A 20,415-nucleotide genomic window follows, 5' to 3' on the forward strand; every position below is an offset into this window, starting at 1 on the left:
CTCAACCCAGCAGCGAAATGTCGGCAACGCCCAGGAACAGGCCACGCAGACGCGCCAGCAGCGCGTAGCGGTTGGCCCGCACATTGGCGTCTTCGGCATTGACCATCACCGCGTCGAAGAACGCGTCCACCGGCTCGCGCAGGGCGGCCAGACGTGCCAGCGATTCGTTGTACTGACGCGCCGCGGCCATTGGCTGTACAGCCTGGTCCGCCTGCTGGATCGCCGAGTACAGCGAGAACTCGTTGGCGTTGTCGAAGTACTTGGCCTGGACTTCGGTCGGCACCGAGCCTTCCACCTTGCTCAGCAGGTTCGACACACGCTTGTTCACCGCCGCCAGCGCTGCCGCTTCCGGCAGTTTGCGGAAGGCCTGAACCGCTTGTACACGCTGGTCGAAATCCAGCGCCGAACCCGGCTTCAGGGCACGTACCGACAGGTAGGTGGCGACATCCACGCCTTCGTCTTCGTAACGCGCACGCAGACGGTCGAAGATGAATTCCAGCACCGCGTCGTTCAGGCCGGCAGCCTTGACCTTGGCACCGAACGCATTCACGGCGAACGCCACGGCGTCGTTCAGGTCCAGATCCAGTTGTTTCTCGATCAGGATCCGCAAAACGCCCAGTGCCGCACGGCGCAGGGCATACGGGTCTTTGCTGCCGGTCGGCAGCATGCCGATGCCGAAGATGCCGACCAGGGTGTCGAGCTTGTCGGCGATGGCCACGGCCGCACCGGTCAGGGTGGCAGGCAGTTCAGCGCCGGCACCGCGCGGCATGTATTGCTCGTTCAGCGCCAGGGCGACGTCTTCCGGCTCGCCGTCATTGAGGGCGTAGTAGTAGCCGGCGACACCTTGCATCTCCGGGAACTCGCCGACCATTTCGGTGGCCAGGTCGCACTTGGACAGCAGGCCTGCGCGGGCAGCCCACGAAGCGTTGCCGCCAATGCGTGCGGCGATGTACGCGGCCAGTTTCGAAACACGTTCGGCCTTGTCGTAGACGCTGCCGAGTTTTTCCTGGAACACCACGTTCTGCAGGCGATCGTTGAACGCTTCGAGCTTCTGCTTCTTGTCTTGCTTGAAGAAGAACTCGGCGTCGGTCAGACGTGGGCGAACCACCTTCTCGTTACCGGCGATGATCTGCTGCGGGTCTTTGGATTCGATGTTGGCCACAGTGATGAAACGTGGCAGCAACTTGCCGTCGGCATCCAGCAGGCAGAAGTACTTCTGGTTGTCCTGCATGGTGGTGATCAGTGCTTCCTGCGGCACGTCGAGGAAACGCTCCTCGAACGAGCACACCAGCGGCACCGGCCACTCGACCAGCGCGGTCACTTCGTCGAGCAGCGCCGGCGGCACGATCGCGGTGCCTTCCTGACGGGTCGCCAGCTCTTCGGTGCGCTTGCTGATGATCTCGCGACGCTCGTTGGCATCGGCCAGCACATACGCGGCACGCAGATCAGCCAGGTAGCTCGACGGCGAACCGATGCGCACGCTTTCCGGGTGGTGGAAACGGTGGCCACGGGATTCACGGCCAGCCTTTTGCGCGAGGATCGTGCAGTCGATGACCTGGTCGCCGAGCAGCATCACCAGCCACTGGGTCGGACGCACGAACTCTTCCTTGCGCGCACCCCAACGCATGCGTTTCGGGATCGGCAGGTCGTTCAGCGAGTCTTCGACGATGGTCGGCAGCAGGCTGGCGGTCGGCTTGCCGGCGATGTTCTGGCTGTAGCGCAGTTTCGGACCGCTCTGGTCGATTTCGCTCAGCTCGACGCCGCACTTCTTGGCGAAGCCCAGTGCCGCTTGAGTCGGGTTGCCTTCGGCGTCGAACGCGGCCTGACGCGGCGGGCCGTCGAGGTTGATGCTGCGATCCGGCTGCTGGGTGGCCAGCGCGGTGATCAGCACAGCCAGACGACGCGGCGCGGCGTAGACGGTTTTGGTCTCGTAATTCAGGCCGGCAGCTTGCAGGCCCTTGTCGATACCGGCCAGGAACGCTTCGGCCAGGGTGTTCAGGGCTTTGGGTGGCAGTTCTTCGGTGCCCAGTTCAACCAGAAAATCTTGAGCACTCATTGTGCAGCCTCCAGCTTGGCCAGTACTTCGTCACGCAGGTCCGGGGTTGCCATCGGGAAGCCCAGCTTGGCGCGGGCCAGCAAGTAGGCTTGGGCGACGGAACGCGCCAGGGTGCGAACGCGCAGAATGTATTGCTGACGCGCAGTCACCGAGATCGCCCGGCGCGCATCCAGCAGGTTGAAGGTGTGCGAGGCCTTCAGGACCATTTCGTAGCTTGGCAACGGCAGCGGCTGGTCGAGTTCGATCAGGCGCTTGGCTTCGCTTTCATAGAAGTCGAACAGTTCGAACAGCTTGTCGACGTTGGCGTGTTCGAAGTTGTAGGTGGATTGCTCCACTTCGTTCTGGTGGAACACGTCGCCGTAGGTCACTTTGCCGAACGGACCGTCAGCCCAGACCAGGTCGTAGACCGAGTCCACGCCCTGCAGGTACATGGCCAGACGCTCGAGACCGTAGGTGATCTCGCCGGTCACCGGGTAGCACTCGATGCCGCCCGCCTGCTGGAAGTAAGTGAACTGGGTCACTTCCATGCCGTTCAGCCAGACTTCCCAGCCCAGACCCCAGGCGCCGAGGGTCGGCGATTCCCAGTTGTCTTCGACGAAGCGGATGTCGTGGACCAGCGGGTCCAGACCGACATGCTTGAGGGAGCCCAGGTACAGCTCCTGGAAATTGTCCGGGTTCGGCTTCAGGACTACCTGGAACTGGTAGTAGTGCTGCAGACGGTTCGGGTTTTCGCCGTAACGGCCGTCAGTCGGACGGCGGCTTGGCTGCACGTAAGCGGCGTTCCAGGTTTCCGGGCCGATGGCGCGCAGGAATGTCGCGGTGTGGAAAGTGCCGGCGCCTACTTCCATATCGTAGGGCTGAAGTACCACACAACCTTGCTCGGCCCAGTATTGCTGGAGCGCGAGGATCAAGTCTTGGAAGGTACGCACGGCTGGCGTAGGCTGGCTCACGAAATTCACCTGTTTCTTGGGCTGCGATTTAAAGAGCGGGAGTATACCCGATTCAGTCGCACCTCCACCCCCTGGAGCCTTATGCCACGCTGCTTTTGGTGCAACGAAGATCCGCTGTACATGGCTTACCACGATCAGGAGTGGGGCACGCCGCTACGCGATGCGCAGGGTTTGTTCGAGTTGCTTTTGCTCGAAGGGTTCCAGGCCGGGCTTTCGTGGATCACCGTGCTGCGCAAACGCGAGCGTTATCGCGAGGTGTTGTTCGGCTTCGACGTACAGCGCGTGGCGCAGATGAGCGACGCGGAAATCGACGAATTGATGCTCGATCCGGGAATTATCCGCAACCGCCTCAAGCTCAATGCCGCCCGACGTAACGCCCAGGCCTGGCTGGCGCTGGAAGATCCGGTGGCCTTCCTCTGGTCGTTTGTGGATAACCGCCCGGTGATCAATCATTTCAAGGATCGCAGCGAAGTCCCGGCGATCACCCCGCAAGCCGTGGCCATGAGCAAAGGCCTGAAAAAGGCCGGTTTCACCTTCGTCGGTCCGACCATCTGCTACGCGCTGATGCAGGCTTCGGGAATGGTCATGGACCACACTCAGGACTGCGACCGCTACGCGCAGCTGGTCAACGCCGGTTAGAATGGCCGCCTCGCGCACAGCACAAGATCAGGAGTGACCTGTGGAAAAGTTTAAAGGCGCCATGCTGGTTGGCGCTCTGCGGCTGTTTGCCCTGCTTCCGTGGCGGGCCGTGCAGGCCGTGGGTTCGGCGATCGGCTGGATCATGTGGAAAACCCCCAACCGTTCCCGCGACGTGGTGCGGATCAACCTGGCCAAATGTTTTCCACAGATGGACCCGGCCGAACGCGAGCGTCTGGTCGGCCAGACCCTGAAAGACATCGGCAAGTCCCTGACCGAAAGCGCCTGCGCCTGGATCTGGCCGGCCCAGCGTTCCATCGACCTGGTGCGCGAAGTCGAAGGTCTCGAGGTGCTGAAAGAAGCGCTGGCCTCGGGCAAGGGCGTGGTTGGCATCACCAGTCACCTGGGCAACTGGGAAGTGCTCAACCACTTCTATTGCAGCCAGTGCAAACCGATCATTTTCTACCGGCCGCCGAAGCTCAAGGCTGTGGATGAATTGCTGCGCAAACAGCGCGTGCAACTGGGCAACAAGGTCGCCGCGTCGACCAAGGAAGGCATCCTCAGTGTCATCAAGGAAGTGCGCAAGGGCGGTCAGGTGGGGATTCCTGCGGATCCGGAGCCGGCCGAATCCGCCGGGATCTTCGTGCCGTTTTTCGCCACCCAGGCCCTGACCAGCAAGTTCGTGCCGAACATGCTCGCCGGGGGCAAAGCTGTCGGCGTATTCCTGCACGCCCTGCGCCTGCCGGACGGTTCCGGCTACAAGGTGATCCTCGAAGCGGCGCCGGAAGCCATGTACAGCACCGACACTGAAACCTCCTGCGCTGCGATGAGTCAGGTGGTCGAGCGTTACGTGGCGGCTTACCCGAGCCAGTACATGTGGAGCATGAAGCGCTTCAAGAAGCGTCCGCCGGGCGAGGCGCGCTGGTACTGATCGGCGAGGGGCGTTTGTGGATAACCTGACCAAACGGGTTATCCACAGTCGTCACGGCTTCTGCCGTTCGAGCTTCTTCAGAAACACCGTCATTTCCTTCTCGGCCTGCTTGTCGCCATGGGCCCGGGCCGCTTCCAGCCCCTGCTCCCACGCCTGTCTTGCCGCTGGCAGATCCCCAAGCGCCAGTTGAGCCTTGCCCAACAATTTCCACGCCGCCGAATACTTCGGATCGAAGCCGACGCAACGCTGCAAATGCTCGGCCGCCTTCGCGTTCTCTCCCAGATCCAGATAACCCTTGCCGAGGCCGAAGCGCAGCAGTGAGTTATCCACACCCTTGGCGAGCATTTTTTCCAGGGATTCGATCATCTGTCTCGCCTCTTGGTCGGTCAGAAGAAACTCAGGCCCACGTGGAACAGCTTCTCCACATCGCGAATGTGTTTTTTATCCACAAGGAACAGGATCACATGGTCGCCGGCAGCGATCACCGTGTCGTCGTGGGCGATGATCACTTCTTCATCGCGGATGATCGCGCCGATGGTGGTCCCCGGCGGCAGCGCGATGTTTTCGATGGCCTTGCCGATGACCTTGCTCGACTTCGAATCGCCATGGGCCACCGCTTCGATGGCTTCCGCCGCGCCCCGGCGCAATGAATGCACGCTGACGATATCGCCGCGCCGCACGTGGGCCAGCAAGGTGCCGATGGTTGCCAGTTGCGGGCTGATGGCGATGTCGATGTCGCCGCCCTGGATCAGGTCGACGTAGGCCGGGTTGTTGATGATGGTCATCACCTTCTTCGCGCCCAGACGTTTGGCCAGCAGCGACGACATGATGTTGGCTTCGTCATCGTTGGTCAGCGCGAGGAAGATGTCCGCGTCGGCGATGTTCTCTTCCAGCAGCAGGTCGCGATCCGACGCGCTGCCCTGCAGCACCACGGTGCTGTCGAGGGTGTCGGAGAGATAACGGCAGCGCGCCGGGTTCATCTCGATGATCTTCACCTGATAGCGGCTTTCGATGGCCTCGGCCAGCCGCTCGCCGATCTGGCCACCACCGGCGATGACGATGCGTTTGTAGCTTTCGTCGAGACGGCGCATTTCGCTCATCACCGCGCGAATGTTCGCACGGGCGGCGATGAAGAAGACTTCGTCGTCGGCCTCGATCACCGTATCGCCCTGGGGAAGAATCGGTCGGTCACGACGGAAAATCGCGGCGACCCGGGTTTCCACATTCGGCATGTGTTCGCGCAACTGGCGCAGTTGCTGACCCACCAGCGGCCCGCCGTAATAGGCGCGCACCGCGACCAGTTGTGCCTGGCCTTCGGCGAAATCGATCACCTGCAAGGCGCCTGGGTGCTGGATCAAGCGCTTGATGTAGTTGGTGACGACCTGCTCGGGACTGATCAGCACGTCGACCGGAATCGCCTCGTTCTGGAACAGTTGCTCCTCGCGGGTCAGGTACGACGCTTCGCGCACCCGGGCAATCTTGGTCGGGGTGTGGAACAGCGTGTGGGCCACCTGACAGGCGACCATGTTGGTTTCGTCGCTGTTGGTCACCGCCACCAGCATGTCGGCGTCGTCGGCACCGGCCTGACGCAGAATGTTCGGCAACGAGCCACGGCCCTGCACGGTACGGATGTCGAGGCGATCGCCGAGATCGCGCAGACGGTCGCCGTCAGTGTCGACCACCGTGATGTCATTGGCCTCGCTGGCCAGATGTTCAGCCAGCGAACCGCCGACCTGTCCCGCACCGAGGATGATGATTTTCATCCAGTCACTCCATTGAATCCGTTTAGCCGCGCGCGGCAGCGATCTTGATCAGCTTGGCGTAGTAGAACCCGTCATGCCCGCCCTGCTGGGCCAGCAATTGGCGACCATGGGGCTGCTTGATCCCGGCGGCGGTGGCCAGATCCAGCTCCCGGGCACCCGGTGTGCGCTCAAGGAACGCGGCGATCACTTCGGTGTTCTCGGTCGGCAAGGTCGAGCAGGTGGCGTAGAGCAGAATGCCGCCCACTTCGAGGGTTTTCCACATCGCGTCGAGCAACTCGCCTTGCAGTTGCGCGAGGGCGGCGATGTCGTCGGACTGACGGGTCAGCTTGATGTCTGGATGGCGGCGGATCACGCCGGTGGCCGAGCACGGCGCGTCGAGCAGGATGCGCTGGAACGGCTTGCCGTCCCACCAGGCTGCCGTGTCGCGACCGTCGGCGGCGATCAGTTCGGCGTTCAGACCGAGGCGTTCGAGGTTTTCCTTCACTCGCACCAGACGCTTGGCTTCCAGATCCACCGCCACCACGCCGGCCAGTGCCGGTTCGGCTTCGAGGATGTGGCAGGTCTTGCCGCCCGGCGCGCAGCAGGCGTCCAGTACTCGCTGGCCCGGCGCGAGGTCGAGCAGGTCGGCGGCCAGTTGCGCGGCTTCGTCCTGCACGCTGATCCAGCCTTCGGCAAAGCCCGGCAGGCTGCGTACGTCGGCAGCAGCATCGAGGACGATGCCGTCGCGGCTGAAAGTGCACGGTTGCGCGGCGATGCCCGCTTCAGTCAGCAGACCGAGGTAGGCGTCACGGCTGTGATGACGGCGGTTGACCCGCAGGATCATCGGCGGATGCGCGTTGTTGGCTTCGCAAATGGCTTCCCATTGCTCAGGCCAGAAGGCCTTCAGGGATTTTTGCAGCCAGCGCGGGTGAGCGGTGCGCACCACCGGATCGCGTTCCAGTTCGGCGAAGATCGCCTCATGTTCGCGCTGGGCATTGCGGAGTACGGCGTTGAGCAAGCCCTTGGCCCACGGCTTTTTAAGCTTGTCGGCGCAACCGACGGTTTCGCCGATGGCGGCGTGCGGCGGGACGCGGGTGTAGAGCAACTGATAGAGCCCGACCAGCAGCAGCGCCTCGACATCGGCATCCGCCGCCTTGAACGGCTTCTGCAGCAGTTTTTCCGCCAGCGCAGAGAGCCTTGGCTGCCAACGGGCGGTGCCGAACGCCAGGTCCTGGGTGAAACCGCGATCGCGATCCTCGACCTTGTCCAGTTGTGTCGGCAGGGAGCTGTTGAGCGAAGCCTTGCCGCTGAGGACAGCGGCGAGTGCCTTGGCGGCGGCCAGACGCGGGTTCATTGCGCGTCCACCGCTGCGCCCAGCACGATGCCGGTGGCGAATTTCTCACGACGACTGTTGAACAGATCGCTGAAGTTCAGCGCCTTGCCGCCGGGCAATTGCAGACGAGTCAGGCACAGCGCCTGTTCGCCACAGGCGACGAGCAGGCCGTCCTTGCTGGCGCCGAGAATGGTGCCCGGTGCGCCTTTGCCTTCGGCCAGTGTCGCCGCCAGAACTTTCAGCGCTTCGCCGTTGAGCGTGCTGTGGGTGATCGGCCATGGATTGAAGGCACGGACCAGACGTTCCAGCTCAACGGCCGGACGGCTCCAGTCGATGCGTGCTTCGTCCTTGTTCAGTTTGTGCGCGTAGGTGGCGAGTTCATCATTCTGCACTTCGCCTTCCAGGGTGCCGGCGGCCAGACCGGCAATCGCCTGCACCACGGCGGGCGGGCCCATTTCGGCCAGACGGTCGTGGAGGCTGCCGCCAGTGTCTTCGGCGCTGATCGGGGTCACGACTTTGAGCAGCATCGGCCCGGTATCCAGGCCGGCTTCCATGCGCATCACGGTCACGCCGCTCTCGGCATCGCCCGCTTCCACGGCGCGCTGGATCGGCGCCGCACCGCGCCAGCGCGGCAACAGAGAGGCGTGGCTATTGATGCAACCCAGGCGCGGAATATCCAGCACCGCTTGCGGCAGGATCAGGCCGTAGGCCACCACCACCATCAAATCCGGTTTCAGCGCAGCGAGCTCGGCCTGAGCGTCAGCGTTGCGCAGAGTCGGCGGCTGCAACACCTGGATATTGTTTTCCAGGGCGAGCTGTTTGACCGGGCTCGGCATCAGTTTTTGCCCACGACCGGCCGGGCGATCCGGTTGGGTGTAGACCGCAACGATCTCGTAAGGGCTGTCCAGCAGGGCCTTGAGGTGTTCGGCGGCGAATTCCGGGGTGCCGGCAAAAACGATGCGCAGTGGCTCAGTCATGGGGGAGTCTCATAAAAAGAAAAAGGCTTGCCGCAGCAAGCCTTTGAAGAGGGGCATCAAGCGTTCTGGCGGTGCTGCTTTTCCAGTTTCTTCTTGATCCGGTCGCGTTTGAGCGTGGACAGGTAATCGACGAACAACTTGCCGTTGAGGTGGTCGCATTCGTGCTGGATGCACACCGCGAGCAGGCCTTCGGCGATCAGTTCGTAAGGCTTGCCGTCGCGGTCCAGAGCCTTGATCTTGACCTTCTGCGGACGGTCGACGTTTTCGTAGAAACCCGGCACCGAGAGGCAGCCTTCCTGGTATTGCTCCATTTCGTCGGTCAGCGATTCGAACTCGGGGTTGATGAACACCCGCGGTTCGGTGCGGTCTTCGGAAAGGTCCATCACGACGATACGTTTGTGCACGTTGACCTGGGTCGCGGCAAGGCCGATGCCCGGCGCTTCATACATTGTTTCAAACATGTCATCGACCAGCTGACGCACTTCGTCGTCCACTACAGCCACAGGTTTGGCGATAGTGCGCAGACGCGGGTCCGGAAATTCGAGGATGTTCAAAATGGCCATAAGCTTGATTGCTGCACGTGTGAGGTAAAGTCGGGCGATGGCCTGGCGGGTCCGAAGATGCAGGCTACCGTTGTGAAACGTAGCTCCTTGATTTTCAGCATAGAGCAGGGAGCGAGCCACGGGGGCTCTGGCGTTTCACGCGAACGCACATAATAAAGGGATTCACCGCATGAGGAAATCACTACTCGCCCTGCTGTTTCTGGCCTCGGCCGGCGCCGCGCACGGGCAAGTGCAACTCAAGGAAGGTTTTCCACAGCAATACACGGTGGTTTCGGGGGATACGCTCTGGGACATCTCCGGTAAATATTTGCGCGAACCCTGGCAGTGGCCGCAGCTGTGGCGGGTCAATCCGCAGATCGAAAACCCCAACCTGATCTACCCCGGCGACACGCTGACGCTCAGTTACGTCAACGGTCAGCCGCGCCTGACCGTCAATCGCGGCGAGTCGCGCGGCACCATCAAGCTGTCGCCGCGTATCCGCACCAGCCCGGTGGCCGAGGCGATTCCGAGCATTCCGCTCAAATCCATCAACAGCTTTCTGCTGAGCAACCGCATCGTCGACAAGGTCGAGGACTTCGACAAGGCGCCGTACATCGTCGCGGGCGACGCCGAGCGGGTGCTCAGCGGCACCGGCGACCGGATCTTCGCCCGTGGCCATTTCGATCCGAACCAGCCGGTCTACGGCATCTTCCGCCAGGGCAAGGTCTACACCGATCCGCAGAGCAAGGAGTTTCTGGGGATCAACGCCGACGACATCGGCGGTGGTGAAATCGTCGCCACTGAAGGCGACGTCGCCACCCTCGCCCTGCAACGCACGACCCAGGAAGTGCGCCTCGGCGACCGCTTGTTCAGCGGCGAAGAGCGTTCGATCAACTCGACCTTCATGCCCAGCGCTCCCACCACCGACATCAACGGCCTGATCATCGATGTGCCGCGCGGCGTCACACAGATCGGCGCAATGGACGTGGTGACCCTGAACAAGGGCAAACGCGACGGCCTGGCAGAGGGCAACGTGCTGGTGGTGATGAAAACCGGGGAAACCGTGCGTGACCGGATCACCGGCCAACCCCTGAAAATCCCCGATGAGCGCGCCGGCTTGCTGATGGTGTTCCGCACCTACGACAAACTCAGTTACGGCCTCGTACTGAACGCATCGCGCTCGCTCGCGGTGCTGGACAAGGTGCGAAATCCTTAGCTGGCTTCACAAGTTACCAACAGAGTTATCCACAGCTTGTTCCGAAAGGTTCGGGCCTTATAACGATCAAGGATGATCCATGATGATGCCTGTCTCTGCGTCGGTTTCCCCGGCGGAACTGGAAGCGCGCCTGCGCCTGCACCGCTTGCCGGAAATCGGCCCCAAGCGTTTCACCAAACTGCTCGAAGCCTTCGGCTGCGCCTCAAAGGCGATCAGCGCACCGGCCAGCGCCTGGCGCTCGTTAGGATTGCCGGCGGCCAGCGCCGAGGCCAGACGCTGCCCTGAAGTTCGGGACGGCGCCAGCCACGCATTGCGCTGGCTAGAGCGTCCGGGTCAACATTTGCTGATGTGGGATCACCCGGATTATCCGGCCTTGTTGGCGCAAATTCCCGATCCACCGCCCCTGTTGTTTGTCGCTGGCGACCCACGGATTCTGGAAAAACCGCAACTGGCAATGGTCGGCAGTCGCCGCGCCTCCCGCCCGGGCATGGACACTGCCGCTGCTTTTTCCCGCAGTCTCGCGGGGGCCGGATTCGTCATCACCAGCGGTCTGGCGCTGGGCATCGATGCGGCGGCGCATCAAGCCGCTGTCGACGTCGGCGGGCAAACGGTCGGCGTGCTCGGTACCGGTCTGGAAAACTTTTATCCACAGCGCAACCGACGGCTGGCGGACGCGATGATTGCGTCCGGCAGTGCAGTGCTTTCGGAATTCCCTCTGGACACCGGGCCGACGGCGAGCAATTTCCCGAGACGCAACCGGATCATCAGCGGTTTGTCCCTTGGCGTGCTGGTGGTCGAGGCCAGTGTTGCCAGCGGCTCGTTGATCACCGCGCGGCTGGCGGCGGAACAGGGTCGCGAGGTGTACGCCATTCCGGGTTCGATCCATCACCCCGGCGCCCGGGGCTGTCATCAACTGATCCGTGACGGGGCGGTGCTGGTGGAAACCATCGAGCACATTCTCGAAGCCCTGCGTGGCTGGCAGCATATGCCGGTATCCACAGCGGCAGTGAATCCCGATAACCCGTTGTTGCGTCTGCTGCACGCGGCGCCGCACACCAGCGAAGGCCTGGCCGACAGCAGTGGCTGGGCGCTGCCCAAAGTGCTGGCGGCATTGACCGAACTGGAGATGGATGGCCGCGCGGTGTGCGAAAACGGCCGCTGGTTTGCGCGCGTGAGCTAGGTTTTACATTGAAGATCGGTAAACTGCGCGAAACCTGTTTGCGGAGAGTTTTTCATGGTCAACAGTTGGCGTGTGCAACAAGCCGCACGAGAGATTCGCGCCGGGGCGGTGATTGCCTATCCAACCGAAGCCGTCTGGGGGCTGGGGTGCGATCCTTGGAATGAAGAAGCGGTGGATCGCCTGTTGGCGATCAAGAACCGTTCGGTGGACAAGGGCTTGATCCTGGTCGCCGACAACATTCGTCAGTTCGATTTTCTGTTCGAGGATTTCCCCCAGGACTGGATCGACCGCATGGCCAGCACCTGGCCGGGCCCGAACACCTGGCTGGTGCCGCACCAGAACCTGTTGCCGGAATGGGTGACCGGGGTGCATGACACCGTGGCGCTGCGGGTCAGCGATCATCCGCAGGTGCGGGATCTGTGCTCGCTGGTGGGGCCGTTGATCTCCACGTCGGCCAATCCGCAGGGGCGGCCGGCGGCGAAGAGTCGCTTGCGGGTCGAGCAGTATTTCCGTGGTCAGGTCGATCTGGTGCTCGGCGGAGCGCTTGGCGGTCGCAAGAACCCGAGCCTGATTCGGGATCTGGCCACCGGCAATATCGTGCGCCCGGCCTGATACCACCCTTGGTCAATTTCGTGAGTACTCTTCGGCTTTCATGGCGAGGAGTACTACGCGTGCCTGCGATTTTTCCTTCATTTAGCTGAAGTTATAGCCCCGAGTTTTGTTTGAATTTTTCCTTTCTACGTCAGATGAATCTTTAAGTATTCAATTATTGTAATTTTTCCGACGTTATTCTCAGAAGCCACACAGTGGCGATTTTTCTAAAACCATTCATTATTTCAATGCGCTCAGAAAACTTCGAAAAGTTAACGGCTGCGGAGAAGAAATGGATATCAGGGATTCGCAATTAACGGATTATCTGCAGGAAATTCAGACGACCTTTAAAAGGCGTCATGAAAACTATCGCATCGTTATTCTTGAAGCAGGATCAGACACACGAGAGTTTGAACGGTTTGTTTCCCGTCATTTTCGATTGCGATTGCAACACTACATGTTGACACCCAGAGCCAGGTCACTTGAAACACGCCTGGCGATTATTTCGCGCAGTACCCACTTTTTGTTGTATCAGCACGACAGGCCCACGGCCGTATTGAGAGTGACCCCTGCGCCGTTCGAATGGGCCTCACTGGCGCAGCAGCAACTGTCTCCCGCCACGACGCTGTCGCGCCATGTCGAGTTCAGCCGCTTGATCAGCCACTCGCAAACTCAGTTCCCCATGTCGATCAACGGCCTGCTGGCGGCTGCCACGGAATGGGCGATCAAGCGGGGTTATGAAGGGGTTACCGCGCTCTGCCGATCACCGCAACGGCGACTGTTCCAGCGCTTCGGCCTGACGCCCATTACCACCGACGCTCTACGCATCGAACAGCGCCAGCGCGGCGATTACTGGCTGCTCTCGGCTCAATGGCAGCAAATCCTCACAGCACTTCAACAGTCTGCCCACCTGCTCGCCAACCCATTGGAGACCCCCGTTGATGAATACGCCTCTCAGTTTTGAACAACAATTAAGCCTGCTCGATGAGCGAATCGAAAAGTCATGGGCCGATATTCTCGAAAGTTCGCGGCTGGTGAATGCCATTCGCGAAGGGAGCGTTTCAAAAGCCTTATATGCGATCTACATGATCCAGACTTTTCACTACACGGCACACAACGCACGAAATCAAGGATTGGTCGGTGTCCGACATGCGGATAATCCGGTGTATGCCAAGTTCTGCTTTGAACACGCGGCGCAAGAAGTCGGTCATGAAAAAATGGCGCTGCATGATGTCATGAGTCTGGGTTTGAAGAACGAAGTATTCGATATTCCGCCAGCACTTCCGGCCACCGATGTGCTGATCGCTTATTTATATTGGATCTCCTTTACCGGTAACCCGTTACAACGGCTTGGTTATAGTTATTGGGCAGAAAATGCCTACCAGTTCATCACTCCCCTCATTGATAGCCTGAGTGAAACGCTGGCGCTCAAACCCGCTCAACTGACGTTCTTCATTGCGCATTCCGACATTGATATCGAGCACTTCAACGAAATCAAATTGATGCTGCAGCGCACCTGCAAGCGTCAGGAAGACTGGGATGCGATAGCCACTGTCATGGAAACCAGCCTGCGCCTGACCGGCAACATGCTCGAGGCGGTTTATGAGCAGTTCGAGGCCTGGCAAAACGGGCTGGCACCCCGTTATGACTTCCTCCATGCGCTGGACAACCAATGAAGGCCGCCCGCCCATGTCCAGATCAGAAGGCTGGGGGCAGACATGGCTGATTATTTTGACCGGCTCAACTACACGCTCGGCGATGAGGACACCGCGCTTGAGTACGCGATCCTGCCCAGACATGCCGGGCACGTGCTGGGTATCGCCGGATGCGGCGGCCGGCTGTTGCCGTTATTGGCCGCCGCCCCGGCACGCATGACCTGTACCGATATCAGTGCGCCGCAACTGGCGTTCACCCGATTGCGTTTTGCCTTGCTGGAACAGACCGATCACGAGTCGTTCATGGGGTTCATGGGCTATCGGATGGAAAGTATGCGGGCGCGACGTCGCTCCATTTTCCAGCAACTGGTTTTACCGTCGGCGGATCGTCGCTGGTTGTCCGCACTGTTCCAGTCCCGGCACTGGGAAGCGCCGATTTACATGGGCGCATTCGAGCAGACCCTGAAGCGCTTGGCGAAGATCACCGGACTGTTTACCGGCAAGGCCGGCCGAGGCATTTTTCAGTTCAGCCAGCTTGACGAACAAACGGAATATTACCGAAACCGCTTTCCGCTCAAGCGCTGGAAAGCCGTGATCGCTTTGCTGGGAAACGCGGCAGTCCTCAATTCGCTGTTGTACAAGGGCGCGTTTCCACCCAACAACCTGGGGATCAGTTCCCGCGCGGCGTATCTGGAAATTTTCCATACGTTGTTCACCACTCAGGTGGTCCGCGAGAGCTTTTTCCTGCAAATGCTGTTTTTCGGTGAGCTGCGTTATCCACAAGGCTTTCCGCTGGAGTGCGATCCGGCAATTTTCCAGCGGGCCCGTGAGGGACTTCAGCAGTGCGAGTTACGCGTGGTGCAGACCGACATCCTCGACTGTGTTGCCGGGGAAACAGCCATCGATTTCGTATCACTGTCGGACGTGCCTTCCTTCATGCCCGAAGCGGCCGGCAAGAACGTTTTGCAGCGCCTGGCACCGGCCCTGTCGGAAAACGCACAGGTGGTCATGCGGGGTCATTTGCATGTGGTGCGGCCCGATTGCGCAGGTTTCTGCGATATCACCCACCAGTACCAGGCAGACATTGCGCGAGAAAAAACCCAGCTCTGGCATGTCCAGGTCTATCGCCGCACACCCTCTTTGCAGGTATCCCGATGAACACTTTTCAACCGACCGTCAATTGGGTCAAAAACCGTGTCCGGCAAGCGCGTGACGATCAGCAACAGCTATTCGATGCGGGGCTGAATGGCCTGAAGCTGGCTAAACGTGAGGGCAAAGAGATCGAGCTCGATAGCGGCGAGCGGCTGACCGAGTTTCTCTCCTGTTCTTATCTGGGGCTGGAGGGTGATCTTCGCTTGATTCAAGGAGCGGTGAGCGCCGTGGAGTCTTTCGGCGTGCAATTCGCCGCCGCACGAACCCGGGCGCTGTTGCCACCCATGCGTGAGCTGGATGAACTGCTCAACCGGATATTTCAGGGGCATTCGGTCACCTTCAACTCGGTGGGCAGTGCGCACCTTGGCTGTCTGCCGCTGCTCGGCTCCGGCGAGATGCCCTCGTATCCCATGCGTCGTGGCCCCTGCTGGATTGTCGACCGTGCCGCTCACGCTTCGATGCAAGTGCTGCAAGGCATTCTCTGGCAATTCGGGCCGATACAGCGCCGCGATTGCAGCGATGTAGAGCAGGTGGAGGAAGCGTGCTCAACGGCGGTCGCGGCGGGTAATACGCCCATCATCCTGACCGACAGCATTGGCTCGATGCGCGGTGTTTACCCGATCAATCGCCTGCTGCAACTGGCGGAGCGTTTCGACGGTTATCTCTATGCGGATGACGCCCACGGCACCTCGATCCATGGCGTTGCCGGTGGTGGTTACGCGCTGGACGCGGCGGATGAACGACAGGGTGGCCGACTGATCCTGCTGTCGTCGCTGTCCAAGGCGTTCGGTGCAACCGGTGGGGCGATCACAGTGCGCAGCGAAGCGGATGCCGAAATGATTCGGCGTCATGCATCGACCTATACGTTTGGCGGGCCATTGTCCGTTGGCGGGGTGGGCGCGGCAGTTGCTTCGGGGAAAATCCATTTGTCGTCGGAGCTGGGGCATTTGCAGGTGGCGCTGTGGAGAAATATCGCCACGATCGACCGTTTGCTGGGGCCAGTGCTGGGCAATCATCACGTCGCGTCCCCCATTCGTTTTGTCCGCGTCGGGGCCGAGAGAGATGCGATCAGTCTGGCGCAGCATTTGCGCCGGCAGGGTATGGCGGTCACTACCGCGCTGTTTCCGGTGGTGGCCAAGGGCGAGGCGATTTTGCGCCTGGCCATCAGTGCGAGCCACAGTCAACGCCAGCTGGAATGTCTGGCGAACGCCGTCCGTAGCGGATTCGATGAGCTGGGCATTCGTCAGGGAGGGCGGGGCCATGAGCAATGAACTCGTCACGGATGTATCGGCCGAGGCTCTCTCACACAAATTGGCTCACGCACGCTCACTGCCATGGTTTCGTGCGCTGTATCCGCGAATCATGGAAGTGCAGGGGTTGGCCGATCTGCATCGATTACCGGTTCTGTCAGTGGAAGACGAGTCCGGCGGCGTGCTGTTTTCCGCGCTCGGTGAAGCTTCACATCGAGCACCGGGTGGCGGGCTGACCCTGACCTCGGGAGGCAGCACCGGCAATCGCAAACAGATCACCCATTCCTGGGCGTTCAACGCTGCAATCGTGCCTTTGGGGGCACGGATGTTCGGTGCGACGGACGAACGCCCTGAATCGGTCATGAACTGCCTGACGGCAGGGGAAATGCAGGGTGCCTTCCAATACGCGGCAGCCATCGTCCAGCATATTGGCGCACGCCTGATGCCTGCCGGTTCTCAGATGGGCGTGCAGCGCGTCGCCGAGCTGATTCAGACACACAAGGCCGATGCGTTGATATGTACTCCCTCCTTCGCTGCCGCGTTGTTCAATCATGAGAGAGTCGGCGCTGTGCAATTGTGCAGCCTGAAGTGGCTTTACTACATTGGAGAACCCTGCAGTAAAACGCTGCGCGTCCAGTTGGCCCGGGACTGGCCGATGCTCAACATTCGTTCGTTGGGCTACAGCTCGACGGAGACCGGCCCCATCGGTTTTCAGTGTGCTCATCTGGAGCACGGTTTTTATCACTTGCATGCCGACGCAATGCTGCTCGAAGTGGTTGATCCGCTGACCCTCCAAGCTGTGGCTGAAGAGCAAACCGGTGAGTTTCTGCTGACGCCACTGCTGCCCGATCACGTGCCGCTGTTGCGCTACCGGATCGGGGATCGTGGGCGAATCCTGCGCACAGTGGCGAAGTGTGCCTGTGGCAGTTCCATGCCGGTGCTGGCGCTTGAGGGGCGGGTCGAGACATCGATCAAACTGGGTGGCGCGTTCATCACTCAGTCACAGGTATTGCACGTACTCCGGCAGCTTTTGCCGCCGTTGCAGGCCACCGATGTCCAGGTGCAGATTGATCGACAGCCTGAGGGAGCACGCATGCGTCTGGTCATCGCCGAGGGCACACTGACAGCCGACACACGAAGCGTCATTGAAGATGCGTTGCAGGTCGAAGGACAGGCCAGCGCATTGCTCAGGTTGCCCGGTGTGCTGGGGCTGGAGGTGAAGCGTCTTGCTCGTCAGGAGTTCGAAACCACCCTGGCCGGCAAGACGCCGTTTTTTGTGACGTTTGAACAGACCCCGGGACCGTCATGACGATGGGACGAGGTCATCGGTGGTCAGGGCAGCAGGACAGTGGAGCCCGTGGTGCGTCGCGCCGACAGCTCGGTTTGCGCTTTCGCCGCGTCAGCCAGTGGATAGCGCTGGCTGATATCCACCTTCAGCTTGCCGCTGGTGATCATCCCGAACAGCTCGTCGGCCATGCGCTGCAGGTTTTCGGCGTTGTTGGCGTAGGTCGCCAGGGTCGGCCGTGTGACGTACAACGAACCTTTTGCCGCCAGAATCCCCAGGTTCACGCCGTCCACCGCGCCCGACGCATTGCCGAAGCTCACCAGCAGGCCACGGGGCGCCACGCTGTCCAGCGAAGCCGGCCAGGTGTCCTTGCCGACGCCGTCGTAGACCACCGGGACTTTTTTCCCGTCGGTCAATTCCAACACCCGTTGGGCGACGTTTTCGTGGCTGTAATCGATGGTTTCCCAGGCGCCATGGGCTTTGGCCAGATCGGCCTTGGCTTTCGAGCTGACGGTGCCGATCAGATTCACGCCCAGGGCCTTGGCCCATTGGCAGGCGAGCAAACCGACGCCGCCGGCCGCTGCGTGGAACAGAATGGTTTCGCCACCCTTGAGTTCATAGGTCTGGCGCAGCAGGTACTGCACGGTCAGGCCCTTGAGCATCACGCCGGCGGCGGTTTCGAAGCTGATGGCGTCCGGCAGGTGCACCAGATTCGCTTCCGGCAAGACGTGGACGTCGCTGTACGCGCCCAACGGGCCGCTGCCGTACGCCACACGATCACCGACCTTGAACCGGGTGACCTCGCTGCCCACGGCCTCGACGATACCGGCGCCTTCCGCACCCACGCCCGACGGCAAGGCCGGTGGCGAGTAAAGACCGCTGCGGTAGTAGGTGTCGATGAAGTTCAGGCCGATGGCCTTGTTGCTCACGCGAACCTGCTGCGGACCGGGTTCGGCGGGTTGATAGTCAACGTACTCGAGCACTTCGGGGCCGCCGTGGGCGCGGAACTGGATTCGCTTGGCCATCTGCCTACTCCTTGGGTCATTTGGGAAGGTCCCTATCGAACGCTCATGCTTGATCTTCGTCAACTGCGGCGTGCCGGTTTGCGATGGTATGCTACGCGCCCATTTGCGCGGGGCGCCGCGCAGTTCCGCCCGATCCAAGGTGAAGCCATGACGACCCGCACCGACGCCGTAAAGGCCTATCTGCTCGACCTGCAAGACCGCATCTGCGCCGCGCTGGAAATTGAAGACGGCGGCACGCGCTTCGTCGAAGACGCCTGGACCCGTCCGGCCGGCGGTGGCGGTCGGACCCGGGTGATCGAGAACGGCACGGTGATCGAAAAGGGCGGCGTCAACTTTTCCCACGTCTTCGGCAGTGGCCTGCCACCGTCTGCCAGTGCCCATCGGCCGGAGCTGGCCGGGCGTGGTTTCGAAGCCCTTGGCGTGTCGCTGGTGATCCACCCGCACAACCCGCATGTGCCGACGTCCCACGCCAACGTGCGCTTTTTCATCGCCGAGAAGGAAGGTGAAGAGCCGGTCTGGTGGTTCGGCGGTGGCTTCGACCTGACCCCGTACTACGGCAACGAAGAAGACTGCATCCACTGGCACCGCGTCGCCGAACAGGCCTGCGCGCCGTTCGGCCCGGACGTCTACCCGCGCTACAAGGCCTGGTGCGACACCTATTTCCACATCAAGCATCGCCACGAGCCGCGCGGCATCGGCGGCCTGTTCTTCGATGATCTGAACGAGTGGGACTTCGACACCAGTTTCGCTTTCATGCGCGCCATCGGCGATGCGTACATCGACGCTTACCTGCCGATCGTGCAGCGCCGCAAGAACGACGCCTTCACCGCCAAGCAGCGTGAGTTCCAGGAATTCCGTCGCGGCCGCTATGTCGAGTTCAACCTGGTTTACGACCGTGGCACCCTGTTCGGCCTGCAATCGGGCGGGCGTACCGAGTCGATCCTGATGTCGCTGCCGCCGCAAGTGCGCTGGGCCTACGACTGGAAAGCCGAGCCGGGCAGCGAAGAAGCGCGCCTGACCGAGTACTTCCTGCAAGATCGCGACTGGCTGGCCCAGGCCTGAGGACTTTTGATGGATCGTTACGTCGTTTTCGGTAACCCGATCGGCCACAGCAAGTCGCCGATGATTCACAAACTGTTCGCCGAACAGACCGGGCAAAGCCTCGACTACAGCACCCTGCTGGCGCCGCTCGAGGACTTTTCCGGCTGCGCCACGGCGTTTTTCCAGGAAGGTCGCGGCGCCAACGTGACCGTGCCGTTCAAGGAAGATGCTTATCGCCTGGCCAACAGCCTGACCGCCCGCGCCGAACGCGCGGGTGCGGTGAACACCCTGAGCAAACTGGCCGATGGCAGCCTGCTCGGCGATAACACCGACGGCGCCGGTCTGGTGCGGGATTTGACGGTCAACGCCGGGTTCAGCCTCACCGGCAAACGCATTCTGCTGCTCGGCGCCGGTGGCGCGGTGCGCGGTGCGCTGGAGCCGTTGCTGGCGGAGAAGCCGGCCTCGGTGATCATCGCCAACCGCACGGTGGACAAGGCCGAGCTGCTGGCCGAACTGTTCTGCGACCTGGGGCCGGTGTCGGCCAGTGGTTACGACTGGTTGCGCGAGCCGGTGGACGTGATCATCAACGCCACCTCCGCCAGCCTTACCGGCGACGTGCCGCCGATTGCCCCAAGCCTGATCGAGCCGGGCAAGACCCTGTGCTACGACATGATGTACGGCAAGGAACCGACCGCATTCTGCCGCTGGGCCACCGAGCATGGCGCGGGCGTGGTGATGGACGGCTTGGGCATGCTGGCCGAGCAGGCGGCCGAAGCCTTTTTCCTGTGGCGCGGTGTGCGTCCCGACACTGCGCCGGTTCTGGCGGAATTGCGTCGGCAGTTGGCGCTGTAAG

General features: G+C 61.4%; 20 protein-coding genes. 12 read left to right on the forward strand and 8 right to left on the reverse strand.

Annotated features, from left to right (window positions below):
* Nucleotide 1: 1 nt before the first annotated feature.
* Together glyS and glyQ are read right to left on the reverse strand one after the other, a co-directional pair.
* Nucleotides 2-2,056: a glycine--tRNA ligase subunit beta gene (glyS, locus tag AC1RT4_RS09560; RefSeq protein WP_007954113.1), complete on the reverse strand. Its 2,055-nt coding sequence runs from the start codon at nucleotides 2,054-2,056 to the stop codon at nucleotides 2-4.
* The gene (glyQ, locus tag AC1RT4_RS09565; protein WP_003187265.1) at nucleotides 2,053-3,006 is read right to left on the reverse strand and encodes a glycine--tRNA ligase subunit alpha; all 954 of its coding nucleotides are present in this window, start codon (nucleotides 3,004-3,006) and stop codon (nucleotides 2,053-2,055) included. The genes glyS and glyQ overlap by 4 nt, the downstream gene beginning before the upstream one ends.
* A gap of 81 nt (nucleotides 3,007-3,087) precedes the next feature.
* On the opposite strand from glyQ, the gene tag reads away from it, so the two are divergent.
* Together tag and AC1RT4_RS09575 are read left to right on the forward strand one after the other, a co-directional pair.
* Nucleotides 3,088-3,645, forward strand: coding sequence for a DNA-3-methyladenine glycosylase I (tag, locus tag AC1RT4_RS09570; RefSeq protein ID WP_007954111.1), 558 nt, complete (start codon nucleotides 3,088-3,090; stop codon nucleotides 3,643-3,645).
* A gap of 40 nt (nucleotides 3,646-3,685) precedes the next feature.
* The gene (locus AC1RT4_RS09575; RefSeq protein WP_064379631.1) at nucleotides 3,686-4,573 is read left to right on the forward strand and encodes a lysophospholipid acyltransferase; all 888 of its coding nucleotides are present in this window, start codon (nucleotides 3,686-3,688) and stop codon (nucleotides 4,571-4,573) included.
* 51 nt (nucleotides 4,574-4,624) lie between these two features.
* Here the strand turns inward: AC1RT4_RS09575 and AC1RT4_RS09580 are convergent, their stop codons facing one another.
* From AC1RT4_RS09580 to def, 5 genes are read right to left on the reverse strand one after another with little or no spacing between them, the layout of a single operon-like run.
* A complete protein-coding gene (locus AC1RT4_RS09580) occupies nucleotides 4,625-4,939 on the reverse strand; it encodes a tetratricopeptide repeat protein (RefSeq protein ID WP_493085205.1) in 315 nt (104 codons plus the stop codon).
* A gap of 20 nt (nucleotides 4,940-4,959) precedes the next feature.
* The gene (gene trkA, locus AC1RT4_RS09585; RefSeq protein WP_085606334.1) at nucleotides 4,960-6,336 is read right to left on the reverse strand and encodes a Trk system potassium transporter TrkA; all 1,377 of its coding nucleotides are present in this window, start codon (nucleotides 6,334-6,336) and stop codon (nucleotides 4,960-4,962) included.
* Between the two features lie 22 nt (nucleotides 6,337-6,358).
* Complete coding sequence (gene rsmB / locus AC1RT4_RS09590; RefSeq protein WP_493085207.1) at nucleotides 6,359-7,669, reverse strand: 16S rRNA (cytosine(967)-C(5))-methyltransferase RsmB; 1,311 nt, start codon at nucleotides 7,667-7,669, stop codon at nucleotides 6,359-6,361.
* Nucleotides 7,666-8,625, reverse strand: coding sequence for a methionyl-tRNA formyltransferase (fmt, locus tag AC1RT4_RS09595; protein WP_007954106.1), 960 nt, complete (start codon nucleotides 8,623-8,625; stop codon nucleotides 7,666-7,668). The genes rsmB and fmt overlap by 4 nt, the downstream gene beginning before the upstream one ends.
* 56 nt (nucleotides 8,626-8,681) lie before the next feature.
* Complete coding sequence (gene def, locus AC1RT4_RS09600; RefSeq protein WP_007954104.1) at nucleotides 8,682-9,188, reverse strand: peptide deformylase; 507 nt, start codon at nucleotides 9,186-9,188, stop codon at nucleotides 8,682-8,684.
* A 169-nt stretch (nucleotides 9,189-9,357) separates the two neighbouring features.
* Between def and AC1RT4_RS09605 the strand changes: the two genes are divergently transcribed.
* The 8 genes from AC1RT4_RS09605 to AC1RT4_RS09640 all read left to right on the forward strand — a co-directional run bounded on the left by AC1RT4_RS09605 (nucleotide 9,358) and on the right by AC1RT4_RS09640 (nucleotide 17,520).
* Nucleotides 9,358-10,383, forward strand: coding sequence for a LysM peptidoglycan-binding domain-containing protein (locus AC1RT4_RS09605; RefSeq protein ID WP_493085210.1), 1,026 nt, complete (start codon nucleotides 9,358-9,360; stop codon nucleotides 10,381-10,383).
* 79 nt (nucleotides 10,384-10,462) lie between these two features.
* A complete protein-coding gene (gene dprA / locus AC1RT4_RS09610; RefSeq protein ID WP_493085212.1) occupies nucleotides 10,463-11,563 on the forward strand; it encodes a DNA-processing protein DprA in 1,101 nt (366 codons plus the stop codon).
* 54 nt (nucleotides 11,564-11,617) lie between these two features.
* The gene (gene tsaC / locus AC1RT4_RS09615) at nucleotides 11,618-12,175 is read left to right on the forward strand and encodes an L-threonylcarbamoyladenylate synthase type 1 TsaC (RefSeq protein ID WP_007954101.1); all 558 of its coding nucleotides are present in this window, start codon (nucleotides 11,618-11,620) and stop codon (nucleotides 12,173-12,175) included.
* Between the two features lie 271 nt (nucleotides 12,176-12,446).
* Complete coding sequence (locus tag AC1RT4_RS09620; RefSeq protein ID WP_493085215.1) at nucleotides 12,447-13,118, forward strand: hypothetical protein; 672 nt, start codon at nucleotides 12,447-12,449, stop codon at nucleotides 13,116-13,118.
* Nucleotides 13,096-13,830 carry an iron-containing redox enzyme family protein gene (locus AC1RT4_RS09625; RefSeq protein ID WP_493085217.1) on the forward strand — a complete coding sequence of 245 codons (735 nt, stop codon included), beginning with the start codon at nucleotides 13,096-13,098 and terminating at the stop codon, nucleotides 13,828-13,830. The genes AC1RT4_RS09620 and AC1RT4_RS09625 overlap by 23 nt, the downstream gene beginning before the upstream one ends.
* Before the next feature lie 42 nt (nucleotides 13,831-13,872).
* Nucleotides 13,873-14,967, forward strand: a complete 1,095-nt coding sequence (locus tag AC1RT4_RS09630; RefSeq protein WP_493085219.1) for a DUF3419 family protein — start codon at nucleotides 13,873-13,875, stop codon at nucleotides 14,965-14,967.
* On the forward strand, nucleotides 14,964-16,232 hold the full coding sequence (locus tag AC1RT4_RS09635) for an aminotransferase class I/II-fold pyridoxal phosphate-dependent enzyme (RefSeq protein WP_493085221.1): 1,269 nt from the start codon (nucleotides 14,964-14,966) through the stop codon (nucleotides 16,230-16,232). Before AC1RT4_RS09630 ends, AC1RT4_RS09635 begins: the two co-directional genes overlap by 4 nt.
* The gene (locus AC1RT4_RS09640; protein ID WP_493085223.1) at nucleotides 16,222-17,520 is read left to right on the forward strand and encodes a phenylacetate--CoA ligase family protein; all 1,299 of its coding nucleotides are present in this window, start codon (nucleotides 16,222-16,224) and stop codon (nucleotides 17,518-17,520) included. Before AC1RT4_RS09635 ends, AC1RT4_RS09640 begins: the two co-directional genes overlap by 11 nt.
* Nucleotides 17,521-17,543: 23 nt before the next feature.
* On the opposite strand, the gene AC1RT4_RS09645 is transcribed toward AC1RT4_RS09640, so the two are convergent.
* The gene (locus tag AC1RT4_RS09645; RefSeq protein WP_493085225.1) at nucleotides 17,544-18,521 is read right to left on the reverse strand and encodes an NADPH:quinone reductase; all 978 of its coding nucleotides are present in this window, start codon (nucleotides 18,519-18,521) and stop codon (nucleotides 17,544-17,546) included.
* Between the two features lie 147 nt (nucleotides 18,522-18,668).
* Between AC1RT4_RS09645 and hemF the strand changes: the two genes are divergently transcribed.
* Together hemF and aroE are read left to right on the forward strand one after the other, a co-directional pair.
* Nucleotides 18,669-19,583: an oxygen-dependent coproporphyrinogen oxidase gene (gene hemF, locus AC1RT4_RS09650; protein ID WP_102687947.1), complete on the forward strand. Its 915-nt coding sequence runs from the start codon at nucleotides 18,669-18,671 to the stop codon at nucleotides 19,581-19,583.
* 9 nt (nucleotides 19,584-19,592) lie between these two features.
* Nucleotides 19,593-20,414: a shikimate dehydrogenase gene (gene aroE, locus AC1RT4_RS09655; RefSeq protein ID WP_493085227.1), complete on the forward strand. Its 822-nt coding sequence runs from the start codon at nucleotides 19,593-19,595 to the stop codon at nucleotides 20,412-20,414.
* Nucleotide 20,415 lies beyond the last annotated feature (1 nt).

This window comes from Pseudomonas sp. GW821-FHT11D10 (assembly GCF_058808435.1).